Source organism: Streptomyces sp. CRCS-T-1 (assembly GCF_024442335.1).
In the GTDB taxonomy this organism is placed as follows: domain Bacteria; phylum Actinomycetota; class Actinomycetes; order Streptomycetales; family Streptomycetaceae; genus Streptomyces; species Streptomyces koelreuteriae.
Map to the genome: position 1 here is coordinate 1369504 of NZ_CP101651.1, position 12334 is coordinate 1381837.

The following is a 12334-nucleotide window of genomic DNA, read 5'->3' on the forward strand; positions in this document are numbered from 1 at the left end:
GACTCCCCAGGAGGCTCTACGTGTCCCACCTGCTCTCCCCTGCCCGCCGCCGGCGCACCACCCTGCGCGGCGCGGCACTCGCCCTGTCGGCGGCGCTGCTCGTCGCCGGCTGCGGCTCGTCGTCCGACAGCACAGACCGGGACGCCAAGGCCTCGGCGCCCGCGGGCTTCCCCGTCACCGTGAACAACTGCGGGGTGAAGACGACGTACGACAAGCCGCCGTCGCGGGTCGTCACCATCCACCAGCACCCGGCGGAACTGATGCTCGCCCTCGGTCTGAAGGACCGCGTGGTCGGCACCGCCTTCCCCGACTCGGCCGTCCTGCCGGAACTGCGCAAGGACTACGAGGCGATACCGGAACTGTCGAAGAAGGAACCGTCCTTCGAGACGGTCCTGGAGGCAGAGCCGGACCTCGTCTACGGCGGCTACGGCAGTGCCTTCGCGGAGAACGAGGGCCGCTCCCGCAAGGCGTTCGCCGACGCCGGCATCGACACCCACCTCAACCGCGAGTACTGCGGCAAGAAGCGGGTCACGATGAAGGACACCTACGACGAGATCCGCACCGTCGGTGAGATCTTCGGTGTCTCCGACCGGGCCGACAAGCTGGTCGCCGACCTGGAGGGCCGGGTCGGCAAGGCGGCCTCCGCCGTCGAGGGCGAGTCCGCGGTACCGGTGTTCGTGTACGACAGCGGCGACAAGACCGCCTTCACCGCGGGCGGCAAGAGCCTCGGCACGGAGATCATCCGGCTGGCCGGCGGCAAGAACGTCTTCGCCGACCTCGACGACGTCTTCGGGGACGTCTCCTGGGAGCAGGTCGTCGAGCGCAAGCCCGAGGTCATCGCCATCTACGACTACGCCGGCGCCGGAAGCGTCGAGCAGAAGAAGAAGTTCCTGCTCTCCCAGCCGGCCCTCGCCGATGTGCCCGCCGTGAAGAACAAGCGGTTCGTCGTCCTGCCGCTGACCGCGACCCTGGTCGGCATCCGCTCCGCGTACGCGGTCGGGGACCTGGCGCGCGGGCTGCACCCCGAGAGCTCCCGGTGACGCAGCCGGCCACCGAGGCGCCCGCGGTGCGACGCCCTGTCCCGCCGGGGCGGCGGACGGGGCGCACCGGCCTGACGGTCACCCTGCTCGTCCTCACCGCCCTGCTCGTCGTCTCCGTCACGGCGGGCCTGGCGATCGGCTCCGTCCAGGTGCCGCCCGGGCAGGTCTGGGGCATCCTGACGCACGCGCTGGGCGCCGGCTGGACGGAGCCGGACTGGTCGGGGGCGCGCGAGACCATCGTGCTGGACGTGCGGGCGCCCCGGGTGCTGCTCGGGGTGGTGACCGGGGCGGGCCTCGCGGTCGTGGGCACCGCCCTGCAGGCCCTGGTGCGCAACCCGCTCGCCGAGCCGTATCTGCTGGGCGTCTCCTCGGGGGCGTCGCTGGGCGCGGTGTCGGTGATCGTGTTCGGGGTGAGCGTGTTCGGGCCGGTGTCGCTGTCGGCCGCCGCGTTCCTGGGCGCGCTGGGCGCGCTGCTGCTCGTCTACGCCACCGCCCGGACCGGCGGACGCATCACCTCCGTACGGCTCGTGCTGTCCGGGGTGGCGATCGCGGCGGTGCTCACCGCGCTGCTGGATCTGCTGCTGCTGACCACCGACCGGGGCAACGAGGCCCGTGCGGTGCTCGCCTGGACCCTCGGCGGCCTCGGCGGCGTCAACTGGGACACGCTGTGGCTGCCGAGCCTGGCGACGCTGCTGGGCGTCGGCGTGCTCATGGTGCAGTCCCGGAATCTGAACCTGCTGCTGGCGGGCGAGGAGGCCGCGACCACGATGGGGCTGGACGTGGCCCGGTTCCGGGCCCGGATGTTCGTACTGGTCTCCCTCGTGACGGGCGTGCTGGTCGCGGCGGCCGGGCCGATCGGCTTCGTCGGTCTGATGCTGCCGCACATCGTGCGGCTGTTCGTCGGCGGCGACCATCGCCGGGTCCTGCCGACGGCCGCGCTCGGCGGGGCGGTGTTCCTCGTCTGGGCCGATGTCGCCGCGCGCACGATCGCCGCGCCGATGGAGGTGCCGGTCGGCGTGCTGACCGCGCTGTGCGGCGGGCCGTTCTTCCTGTGGCTGATGCGCCGGGACGCCCGGCGGAGCACGGATCGAGGAGTGGGATGAGCGCGATCGGAGCAGGGGTGGCCGCGACCGATCTCGATGTCGAGGGCGTCACGCTGACGGCCGGAGCGCGCCATCTCGTGCGGGACGTGTCCCTGACCGCCCGCCCGGGCGAGACCATCGGCCTGGTGGGTCCCAACGGCAGCGGCAAGTCCAGCCTGCTGCGGGCCGTCTACCGGGTGCTGCGCCCCGACAGCGGCCAAGTGCGGGTCGACGGCGCCGACGCCTGGTCGCTGCCCGTGCGGCAGCTGGCCCGTACCGTCGCGGCGGTGGTGCAGGAGTCGGGCGCCGACTTCGATCTGGCCGTCCGCGAGGTCGTCGCCATGGGCCGCACCCCGCACAAGCGGCTCCTCGCCGGTGACACTCCGGAGGACGCCGGGCTCATCGACTCCGCGCTCGCGGCGGTCGACGCCGCCCACCTGGCCGAGCGCCCTTTCGACCGGCTGTCCGGCGGCGAGCGCCAGCGGGTGCTGATCGCCCGCGCCCTCACCCAGCAGCCCACGCTGCTCGTCCTCGACGAACCCACCAACCACCTGGACATCCGGCACCAGTTGGAGGTGCTGGGCGCGCTGCGCCGACTGCCCGCGACGGTGCTGCTCGCCCTGCACGACCTCAACCTGGCCGCCTACTACTGCGACCGCCTCTACGTCCTGAACGAGGGCGAGATCACCGCCTCCGGCCCGCCCGTCGAGGTCCTCACGCCCCGGCTGCTGGCCGAGGTGTACGGGGTGGCGGGGGAGGTCACCGTGCATCCGCGCACGGGCGCTCCCCAGGTCACGTTCCTGCCCTGAGCGGGTTGGGCAGCGGCAGATAGCGGGCGTCGGCGCCGTCCGCGCCCGTCCAGCGCAGCAGGAGGTTCGTCTTGGCGGGAAGGGTCGGTGAGGCGAGCAGGGCGGGGATCTCGGGCAGGTCGTGGCGGGCGAGTTCACGGCGGGCGGCCGGCCAGGGGTCGAAGCCGGGGTGGCGTTCGGCGAGGGCACCGGCGATCTCGGTGAGGTGGTTGACGACCAGGCAGTACACCAGCCGCTCCCAGCCGGTCTCGCGGGAGACGTCCGGCAGCAGTTTCACGCCCTCGGCGTCCCGGTACAGCGCCTGCACGGGCATGCCGTCGGCGTCGACGGCGATCAGGGTGTTCTGCAGATGAGCCTCGATGACGACGCCGTGCCGGGCGAAGGCCTCCACGGCGGGCGGCACCACCTGCGCCAGATACGCCGCCCACCATGCCCCGGGATCGGCGGCGCGGTCGAGCGGGCTGCCGTCGAAGCCCTCGACGAGTCCGGCGGCGAGCAGCGGGGTCGCGCCGGGCACCAGATGTCCGGCGAAGCCGTCGCGGACGAGGACGGCCAGGGCCTCGAAGGCGAAGTCGGCGGTGCGGTAGCCGCGGTCGCCGAGCCAGGCCGGGGGGCCGTCGAGCGCGGGGAAGTCGTCGAAGGCGGCGCACACGGCCGCGTCGGTCCGGCGCAGGGCGAGCAGGTCGTGGCGCCACAGCCGGCGGATGTCGTTGGTGATGCGCACGTCCAGGCTGAACTTCAGGAACAGGTCCTGCTCGGGTGCGTAGAGCGTGCGGATCGCGGCCGTCGGCCAGGTGTCGAAGGCGGTCGTGCCGAGCCGGACCAGCCTCCCGTCCGCGAAGGCGGCGGCGAGTTCCGCGCTCGCCAGGTCGAGCTGCCAGGGGTGGGCCGGGAGCAGCCGGTAGCCGGGCGGGGCGGTGCCGAGGGCGTCGAGGGCCGAGGTGTCGCCCTCCTCGACGACGCGGTCCTCGCGCAGCCCGAGCAGGGCCAGTGGGAAGCGGGCGTACGCCTCGGGCGCGTACGGCAGCCAGCCCGCGGCCGGGCCGCCGCCGCGCGCCTTGGGGGCCGGGTGGTGGGTGTGGCCGGTGAGCAGGCACTGCTCGGAGCGAAGGTAGGGGTCGTCGGGCGGGGTCGCGCGGTCGCGGGCCTCCAGCAGGGCGGCCACGGCGTCCCGGCTGTCGATCATCTCGGCGGGCAGTTCGTGATTGGACAGCCCGGTGTGCCGGCGCAGTTCCTCGGCGACGAGTTTGACCAGCTCGGTGTGGTCGACGCGCTGCCAGCCGTCCGGCCCCTGGACCTCGGGCTCGGCGGGCCGCCGGGTCCCGCGCACCCGCAGCAGCCGGTCCCCGCCGGGCAGGCGGTGGATCCGGTGCTCGCCCTCCCGGCCGACCGGCCGGGCCACCTCCCGCAGCAGGCAGTTCAGCAGCGGCACGGCGGCGTACGCGTCGGCGGACGGGGGCATGAGGTCCACGCGATCCACTCGTTTCCCTACGTTCCTTGTGTTCTCTACGTTCCCCACAGCCCTTCCGGGACTTCCGGACTTCCTGGCGGAGATGATCATTATGTCGGTCGTCGTCATCGCGCCGTGACGCCCTATTCGTACCCGAGGAGCCCGCCCGTGCACCGTTCCCCCACCGCCGAGGCCGAGGTCGCCGACGAACTGGCCGTCGTACGGCCCGGCCTGCTGCCACGGTACGAGGCCGAACTGCCCGGCGCCCGGGCGGCCGTGCTGTCCCGACTGTGGCGCGGTCTGACCCATGATCCACTGCCCTGGGTGGCCCGCCGGGAGCAGGGCCGGGACGGGCTGACCCTGTCCCTGTCCGACGGCCGCCGGCTGCACGGCCCGCGCCCGGATCCGTACGCGACCGGTGACTACGTCACCGTCGTGGGGCTCGACGGGGTGGAGTACGACGATCCGGCGCGGCTGGTGACGGACCTCGCCGTCCCGCACTCCGCCTCCTTCGCCGCCGAACTCGGGCACAGCGTCGCCTCGCTGGCACTGTCGAGAGCGGGGCAGGAGGGGCAGGCGGGGGACGAGTGGCCGGGGAACGACTGGGAGTGGGAGCAGCGGATCGTCGACGGGCATCCCTTCCACCCGACCTGCCGGTCCCGGCCGGGTTTCTCGGTGGCCGAGCAGCTCGCCTACGGGCCCGAGCACCGGCCGGTCGTGGAGCTGGGGCTGGTGCCCGTGCGGGCGGAGGAGTGCCTGGTGACGGGCGCCTGGCCGGGAGATCTGCGGGACGGGCCGCGGGTGGTGCTGCCGGTGCACCCCTGGCAGGCGGCGCATGTGCTGAAGCGGGCCTGCGAGGAGCGGCGGCCCGGGCATCCGCTGATGTCCCTGCGGACGCTCGCCCTGCCGGGCGGGCCGCACGTCAAGACCTCGCTCAGCGCCCGGCTGACATCGTCGGTGCGGGACATCTCGCTGCCCTCGGTGGCCGCGTCCGCGCTGCTGTCGGACTTCGCCGAGACGCCCGCCGCCCGCACGGACGGCCTGCTGCACGTGACCCGCACCCTGGGCGCCGCCGCGGCCGGTTCCCCCGACTTCGCGGCCGTGCTGCGGGAGTCGCCGCAGACGTACGCCGGGAGCGGTGAACGGGTCCTGCCGGTGGCCGCGCTCGCCACCAGCGCGCTCCCCCGCTCCCCCGCCTGGCTGGCCGGCTTCGCGCGCCTGACCCTCACCGTCGGGCTGCGGCTGCTGGAGCTGGGCGTGGCCCTGGAGGCACACGGCCAGAACCTCCTCGTCGTCCTCTCGCCGGAGGGCGACCCGCTGCGGCTCGTCTACCGCGACCTGGCCGACATCCGCGTCAGCCCGGCCCGCCTCGCCCGGCACGGCATCACGGTGCCCGAGCTGCCCGCCCGGATGGTCACCGACGACGAACGCACGCTCCGCCGCAAGCTGTTCGGCTCCCTGGTGGCGGGCGCGCTGGCCGGTACGGCGGGGTCGGGGGCGGCGCTCACGGCGGCACTGGAGACGGCCGTACGGGAGCTGCCGCAGACCCCGGACCTCGCGGCACTGCGTGCGGAGCCCCTGCCCACCAAGGCGCTGACGCTGATGCGGCTCTCGCCGCAGACGCCCGGGGACCAGTGGGCGGAACTGCCCAATCCCCTTTCATGAACCTCGTTTTGGAGCACGGCACCGCCGCTCCATAAGATCCGCCGATGATCACAAGAAAACGACTGGCGGCGGGCGTGGGTGCCCTGCTCGCCGCGTTGACGGCCGGGATCGTCTTCCCGGCCGGAGCGGCCGCCGGCGAACCCACGGGCCAGGACGCCCCCAAGGTCGACCTCGTCCTCGACGTGAGCGGCTCGATGCGGGCGCGGGACATCGACGGACAGTCGCGGATGGCCGCCGCGAAGCAGGCCTTCAACGAGGTGCTCGACGCGACACCCGAGGAGGTCGAGCTCGGCATCCGCACCCTCGGCGCCGACTACCCCGGCGACGACCGCAAGACGGGCTGCAAGGACACCGCGCAGCTCTACCCGGTCGGCCCGCTGGACCGCACCGAGGCCAAGACGGCCGTCGCCACGCTCACCCCGACGGGCTGGACGCCGATCGGCCCGGCCCTGCTGAAGGCGGCCGACGACCTCGAAGGCGGCGACGGCTCCAAGCGCATCGTGCTGATCAGCGACGGCGAGGACACCTGCGCCCCGCTCGACCCGTGCGAGGTGGCCCGCGAGATAGCGGCGAAGGGCATCGGCCTGACCATCGACACGCTGGGCCTGGTGCCGACCGCCAAGCTGAGCAGGCAGCTGAGCTGCATCGCCGAGGCCACCGGCGGCACGTACACCTCGGTGGAGCACCAGGACGAACTCACCGACAAGGTCAACCAGTTGGTCGACCGGGCGGCCGATCCGGTGGTGACGCCGGTGGCGACCGAGGGCGCCGACCGGTGCACCGCCGCCCCGACGCTGAAGTCCGGCCTCTACTCCGACCGGGAGGAGTTCGGACAGCAGCGCTGGTACCGGGTGAACGTCCTGCCGGGGCAGGAGCTGCGCGCCTCGGTGAGCGTGGCGGCGGACCGGGCCGTGAACCCCGGCTACGGCGTGCTGATGCGGGCCGTGACGGTCAAGGGCCGGGAGATCGTACGCGGCGAGGCCGCGGGCAACGGCCGTACGGACGTGATCTCGACGGGGCTCAGATACCCCGAGCCCGAGCGTGACGACAACGACGGTGACAGCGACAAGCCGGCCGCGGAGACCGTGTGCCTCGCGGTCACCCACTCCTTCTCGGCGGCCTCCGGAGTGAAGACCACGCCCGGGCTGCCGCTGGAGCTGACCGTCGACGTCGTAGACGGCCCGAGCCAGGCGGGCGACGTGGCCTCCTTCGGTCTCGGCCGCGGCTGGTGGCTGCTCGGCGCGCTGATCCTCACCGGCTTCCTCGCCGGTCTCGTCTGGGGCTGGCTGTCGCGCTGGCGGTTCGCGGTCTGGAGGACCAACTGATGCGAGTGATACGTGCGTTGAGCGCCGCGTTGCTGACCCTGGGCCTGGCGGCCGTGCCCGCCGCGGCCGACTCCTCACCGAGTCCGTCACAGGACGACGCCTCGGCGGCGCCCACTCAGGCGGGCACCTCCTTCCGTACGGCGACGGAGATCGAGCAGGGGCAGCGCGCCACGGCGAGCGGCTCCACGGGCGACTACCTGTACTGGTCGTTCCCCGCCGACACCGGGCAGCGCCCCACGGTCGCGGCGACGGTGAAGCTGCCGGACACCCACGCCGCGCAGACCTGGCAGATCGACGTGTACGACGGGCTGCGCCGCCGCCAGGCCTGCCAGTACGGTGCGCAGACGCGCACCGCCGCCGCGAACGCCGCCTCCGTGGAACTGGCCTGCGTGCTGCGCACGGTCCGCTCCTGGTCGGAGCCCTGGGCGAACGACCCGCTGCCGGGTACGTACTACGTCCGCCTGACGGCGACCGGCGTGGCCGCCGCCGACCTGGGCCTCCCGGTCGACTCCGAAGTACGGGTGGACTCCAAGGACATCGGCGGATCCGCGGCGGTGGACGGCTCGCTGGCCGAGCCGCTGGTGCCGGGGATCGCGACGCGGTCCGGGTCCGGGTCCGGTTCCGGGGACGAGGAGGAGTCCTCGGCGGTCCTGGCCGGGCTCGAACCCGAGGACGGCTGGACGTCCGGCTGGTGGTCGGACCGGTGGGTGTGGACCGCGGTGGGCGGGGCGCTGGCCGCGCTGGCGGGGGTCGCCGGGTACGCGCTGACGCGCGGCTCGGGGCGGCCGTCACGGGTGCCGCCGACCGCCTGACCTTTCCTGGACTCGGAAGGCCCGCTTCGTGCGGGCCTTCTGTCATGTGTCGCGGAGCGCTTTCGCGAGCGTGCCCTCCCCGCTCACCTCGACCCGGCCCTCCCTAACGGCCTGGACCAGGCTCAGCTCGCCCCGGCCGATGGCCGTGCACGTGCCGGTGTCCAGGACGAGCAGGGCGTCAGGCTCCCCGGGTGCGGGCCCGTCGCCGTACACGGGCCCGTCCTCGGCACCGGCGTGGAGATGGAAATGCCCTTCCTCCAGCCGGACTTCGACCAGCCCCTCCCCGTCCAGCTGTCGCAGCAGGGGCAGGGCGAACCAGTGCGCCCGTACCGCGTCCGTCGGCCGCCGCTCCCCCAGGTCCGCCTGCCCCCACTCCCCCAGCGCCTGGAGCACCGGCAGCAACTCCCGCCCCCGCTCGGTGAGTTCATACACCGAGGCCGCGCCGGGCGGTGGCAGCCTGCGCCGGGTCGCGAGGCCGTCGCGCTCCATGTCCCGCAGCCGCGAGGCGAGTACGTCCGTGCTGACGCCGGGCAGGTCCGCGTGCAGGTCGGTGTAGCGGCGGGGACCGGCGAGGAGCTCCCGGACGATCAGCAGGGTCCAGCGGTCGCCGACCAGGTCGAGCGCGCGGGCGGCGGAACAGTACTGGTCGTAGCTTCGGCGAGGTGGCATGCGACGCAGTCTAGACAAGTTGTTGGACTTTCCAAGCGGCTACTTGGTAAAACCAAGCAACATCAATCGGCCGAGGGGAAGCGCGCGCATGGAGTTCCGGCAGTCGAGCAAGCTCAGCGAGGTCTGTTACGAGATCCGCGGCCCGGTCATCGAGCACGCCAACGCGCTGGAGGAGGCGGGGCACAGCGTGCTGCGCCTGAACACCGGCAATCCCGCGCTCTTCGGCTTCGAGGCGCCGGAGGAGATCGTCCAGGACATGATCCGGATGCTGCCGCAGGCGCACGGCTACACCGACTCGCGCGGCGTCCTGTCCGCCCGCCGTGCGGTGGCCCAGCGCTATCAGACGCTGGGCCTGGAGGTCGGAGTCGACGACGTCTTCCTCGGCAACGGCGTGTCGGAGCTGGTCTCCATGGCCGTACAGGCGCTGCTCGAGGACGGCGACGAGGTCCTCATCCCCGCCCCGGACTTCCCCCTGTGGACCGCGGTGACGACCCTCGCGGGCGGCAAGGCGGTCCACTACCTGTGCGACGAGCAGGCCGACTGGTACCCCGACCTGGACGACATGGCGTCGAAGATCACGGACCGGACCAAGGCGGTCGTGATCATCAACCCCAACAACCCCACCGGCGCGGTCTACCCGAAGGAGATCGTCGAGGGCATCCTCGATCTCGCCCGGCGGCACGGCCTGATGGTGTTCGCCGACGAGATCTACGACCAGATCCTCTACGACGACGCCGTGCACCACTCGGCCGCCGCACTCGCCCCCGACCTGGTCGTCCTCACCTTCTGCGGGCTGTCGAAGACCTACCGGGTGGCGGGCTTCCGCTCCGGCTGGCTGGTCGTCACGGGCCCGAGGCAGCACGCCAAGGACTACCTGGAGGGCCTCACCATGCTGGCGTCCATGCGGCTGTGCGCCAACGCGCCCGCCCAGTACGCCATCCAGGCCGCGCTCGGCGGCCGGCAGTCCATCGGCGACCTCACCGGGCCGGGCGGGCGGCTGCTGGAACAACGGGACGTGGCCTGGGAGAAGCTCAACGAGATCCCGGGCGTGACCTGCGTGAAGCCCAAGGGCGCGCTGTACGCCTTCCCGCGCATCGACCCCAAGGTGCACAAGATCCACGACGACGAGAAGTTCGTCCTCGACCTGCTGCTGCGCGAGAAGATCCAGGTGGTCCAGGGCACGGGCTTCAACTGGCCGACCCCGGATCACTTCCGGATCCTGACCCTGCCGCACGCGGACGACCTGGAGGCGGCGATCGGGCGGATCGGGCGGTTCCTCGGCGGGTATCGGCAGTAGGTCCGTCAGCCAGGGGGACGGCGGTACACAGCCTCATTGTCCGGTCGCTGTCCGGCTCTGTCCGGTGCGGCGTCGCGTTACGCATGACGCCGACGGGGAGTTGGAGTCGGGCGACAGAAGGAGGTGTCCGGGCGTGGGCGTGACGGTGCAGGGGTCGCAGACCGGGGACGGGATGGAGCCGTACGGTGCCGACGACGAGGAGTCGGCGGGAGTACTGCGGACGGTCGGCAGGGTCATCAAGACCTGCCGCGAACGAAAGGGGCTCCGACAGGCCGAGTTGGGGACGGCCATCGGGTACAGCGAGGAGCAGGTGTCCTCGGTGGAGAGGGGGCGGCGGGCGCCGAGCCGGACGTTTCTGGAGGCGGCCGATGAAGTGCTGGACGCCGGAGGGCTGATCGTCGGGCTGCGCAGGGACGTGGAGGAGGCCCGGTATCCGAAGAAGGTGCGGGATCTGGCGAAGTTGGAGGCCGAGGCGGTCGAGCTGTGCGCCTACGCCAACTCCGTCGTCCATGGCCTGCTCCAGACACCGGAGTACGCGGGAGCGCTGTACGGCATGCGGCGTCCGCCCTTCGCCGAGGACGAGGTCGAACGGCTCGTCGCCGCACGCTTGGCGCGGCAGGAGATCTTCGACCGGCAGCCCAGTCCCGTCTTCAGTTTCGTCCTGGAAGAGGTGACGCTGCGCCGTCCGCTCGGGGGCAGAATGGTGATGCGGAAGCAGCTCGAACGGCTGTTGCAGGTCGGTCGACGGCGAAACGTGGAGATCCAGGTGATGCCCACGGATCGTGAGGACCACGCCGGTCTGGACGGATCGCTCCAGTTGCTGCGCCTTCAGAAGGGAGACACGGTGGCGCACAACGAGGTGCAGCTCACCAGTCGCCTGATCTCGCACCCCAGGGAGATCCAGGTCTTCGAGGTCCGCTATGGCATCATCCGGGCCCAAGCTCTCACGCCCCGCGAGTCGCTGGCCTTTATTGAAAAAGCATTGGGAGAGACATGATGACCAACCCCACGTCGGGCAACGGTTACGCGCTGGAGTGGTTCAAGAGCAGCTACAGCACCGCTGATGGCCCGGAGTGCGTGGAGGTCGCCTTCGCGCCCCAGAGCATTCACATACGGGACTCGAAGCGCGTGCAGGGCGCGCAACTCGCTTTCGGGGCTCAGCAGTGGGCCGCCTTCGTCTCGTACGCCGCAGATCACTGAAGTACGCCCACTGACGCCCCGCGTCCGGTTCCGTACCGGCCCGGGGCGTCGACACGTTCAGTTTCCCGCCGCCACCGCCCGTACCACCGCCAGCGCCTCGCGCACCGCCCCCGGGATGTCCGTGACCGGGAAGTGCGCCTGGCGCACCACGCGTTCGCGGTCCACCACCAGCACCGCCCGCTTCACCCGCAGCGCCTGCCCGGCACGGAACACCGGCAGCCGCAGAGCGGCGGCGAGGCGCAGGTCGACGTCCGAGAGCAAGGTGAAGGGGATGCCCTCCTCGGCCGCGAACACCCGCTGCTCGTCCGGGCGTTGGGTACTCACGCCACGCACTTCGGCGCCCGCCGCGCGGAAGTCGTCGTACGCGTCCCGGAACAGCCGGTTCTCCAGCGTGCAGCCGATGGCACCCGGAATGTCGGCCCACCCGTCCGGCAACGGAGCCGGGCGACCGGTCGCGGGGTAGCAGAACAGCACGGTGGCGGCGGCCTCGGCCACCGGGTCCAGCGGCTCACCGTCGCGGTGCCCCGGCAGTTCGAGGACCGGCAGCCGCTCACCCACCAGGCCCGCCACGCGCAGCGCCTCCGCGCTGTCCGCGTCGGCCGTGCCGCTCAGTGAGCCGTCGCCGAGCAGCCAGCGGTCCGCCCAGTCCTGCATCGCGAGCAGCACGGGCAGCAGCCCCCGCCCGCTCTCCGTGAGCCGGTACTCGTACCGCACCGGGCCGGTCTGATACGGCACCCTCGCCAGGACCTCCGACTCCACCAGGTGCGCGAGGCGCTCGGTCAGCACCTTCCGGGAGATCCCCAACTCCCCCTGAAGCGCGTCGAACCGGTGGTGCCCGCGTGCGGTCTCCCTGACCAGGAGCAGGCTCCACCAGTCCCCGACCACCGCCGCCGCCTGCGCGATCGCACAGGCGGCGTCCCGCTGGGGCACCGACCTGACCATGAGCCTCCCATCTCGCGGATCCAACGTCCTGACTTCGAAACCA

The 12334-nt window shown here is 72.4% G+C and carries 12 protein-coding genes; 9 read left to right on the forward strand and 3 right to left on the reverse strand.

The annotated features are described in order from the left end of the window. Window positions 1-29: 29 nt before the first annotated feature. From NNW99_RS06105 to NNW99_RS06115, 3 genes are read left to right on the forward strand one after another with little or no spacing between them, the layout of a single operon-like run. A complete protein-coding gene (locus NNW99_RS06105; RefSeq protein ID WP_215124175.1) occupies window positions 30-1040 on the forward strand; it encodes an ABC transporter substrate-binding protein in 1011 nt (336 codons plus the stop codon). Further along, on the forward strand, window positions 1037-2143 hold the full coding sequence (locus NNW99_RS06110) for an iron ABC transporter permease (protein WP_215117672.1): 1107 nt from the start codon (window positions 1037-1039) through the stop codon (window positions 2141-2143). The genes NNW99_RS06105 and NNW99_RS06110 overlap by 4 nt, the downstream gene beginning before the upstream one ends. After that, complete coding sequence (locus NNW99_RS06115; RefSeq protein ID WP_370869117.1) at window positions 2140-2931, forward strand: ABC transporter ATP-binding protein; 792 nt, start codon at window positions 2140-2142, stop codon at window positions 2929-2931. The genes NNW99_RS06110 and NNW99_RS06115 overlap by 4 nt, the downstream gene beginning before the upstream one ends. Here NNW99_RS06115 and NNW99_RS06120 read toward each other — a convergent pair. After that, on the reverse strand, window positions 2915-4393 hold the full coding sequence (locus tag NNW99_RS06120) for an IucA/IucC family protein (protein WP_215124177.1): 1479 nt from the start codon (window positions 4391-4393) through the stop codon (window positions 2915-2917). The genes NNW99_RS06115 and NNW99_RS06120 overlap by 17 nt on opposite strands. A 156-nt stretch (window positions 4394-4549) precedes the next feature. On the opposite strand from NNW99_RS06120, the gene NNW99_RS06125 reads away from it, so the two are divergent. The 3 genes from NNW99_RS06125 to NNW99_RS06135 are packed head-to-tail and all read left to right on the forward strand — an operon-like array spanning window position 4550 to window position 8183. After that, window positions 4550-6046, forward strand: coding sequence for an IucA/IucC family protein (locus NNW99_RS06125; RefSeq protein ID WP_215117673.1), 1497 nt, complete (start codon window positions 4550-4552; stop codon window positions 6044-6046). A gap of 44 nt (window positions 6047-6090) precedes the next feature. Then, the gene (locus NNW99_RS06130; protein ID WP_215117674.1) at window positions 6091-7371 is read left to right on the forward strand and encodes a VWA domain-containing protein; all 1281 of its coding nucleotides are present in this window, start codon (window positions 6091-6093) and stop codon (window positions 7369-7371) included. Beyond that, window positions 7371-8183, forward strand: coding sequence for a hypothetical protein (locus tag NNW99_RS06135; protein WP_215117675.1), 813 nt, complete (start codon window positions 7371-7373; stop codon window positions 8181-8183). The genes NNW99_RS06130 and NNW99_RS06135 overlap by 1 nt, the downstream gene beginning before the upstream one ends. Window positions 8184-8225: 42 nt before the next feature. Here the strand turns inward: NNW99_RS06135 and NNW99_RS06140 are convergent, their stop codons facing one another. Then, window positions 8226-8852 carry a helix-turn-helix domain-containing protein gene (locus NNW99_RS06140; RefSeq protein WP_215117676.1) on the reverse strand — a complete coding sequence of 209 codons (627 nt, stop codon included), beginning with the start codon at window positions 8850-8852 and terminating at the stop codon, window positions 8226-8228. Between the two features lie 88 nt (window positions 8853-8940). On the opposite strand from NNW99_RS06140, the gene NNW99_RS06145 reads away from it, so the two are divergent. From NNW99_RS06145 to NNW99_RS06155, 3 genes are all read left to right on the forward strand, one after another. Beyond that, window positions 8941-10149: a pyridoxal phosphate-dependent aminotransferase gene (locus NNW99_RS06145; protein WP_215117677.1), complete on the forward strand. Its 1209-nt coding sequence runs from the start codon at window positions 8941-8943 to the stop codon at window positions 10147-10149. A gap of 172 nt (window positions 10150-10321) precedes the next feature. After that, entirely contained in the window at window positions 10322-11146 is an 825-nt protein-coding gene (locus NNW99_RS06150; protein WP_215124178.1) for a helix-turn-helix transcriptional regulator, read from the forward strand. Beyond that, the gene (locus NNW99_RS06155; RefSeq protein WP_215124179.1) at window positions 11146-11349 is read left to right on the forward strand and encodes a DUF397 domain-containing protein; all 204 of its coding nucleotides are present in this window, start codon (window positions 11146-11148) and stop codon (window positions 11347-11349) included. The genes NNW99_RS06150 and NNW99_RS06155 overlap by 1 nt, the downstream gene beginning before the upstream one ends. Window positions 11350-11406: 57 nt before the next feature. On the opposite strand, the gene NNW99_RS06160 is transcribed toward NNW99_RS06155, so the two are convergent. After that, on the reverse strand, window positions 11407-12291 hold the full coding sequence (locus NNW99_RS06160; protein ID WP_215117678.1) for a winged helix-turn-helix transcriptional regulator: 885 nt from the start codon (window positions 12289-12291) through the stop codon (window positions 11407-11409). Window positions 12292-12334 lie beyond the last annotated feature (43 nt).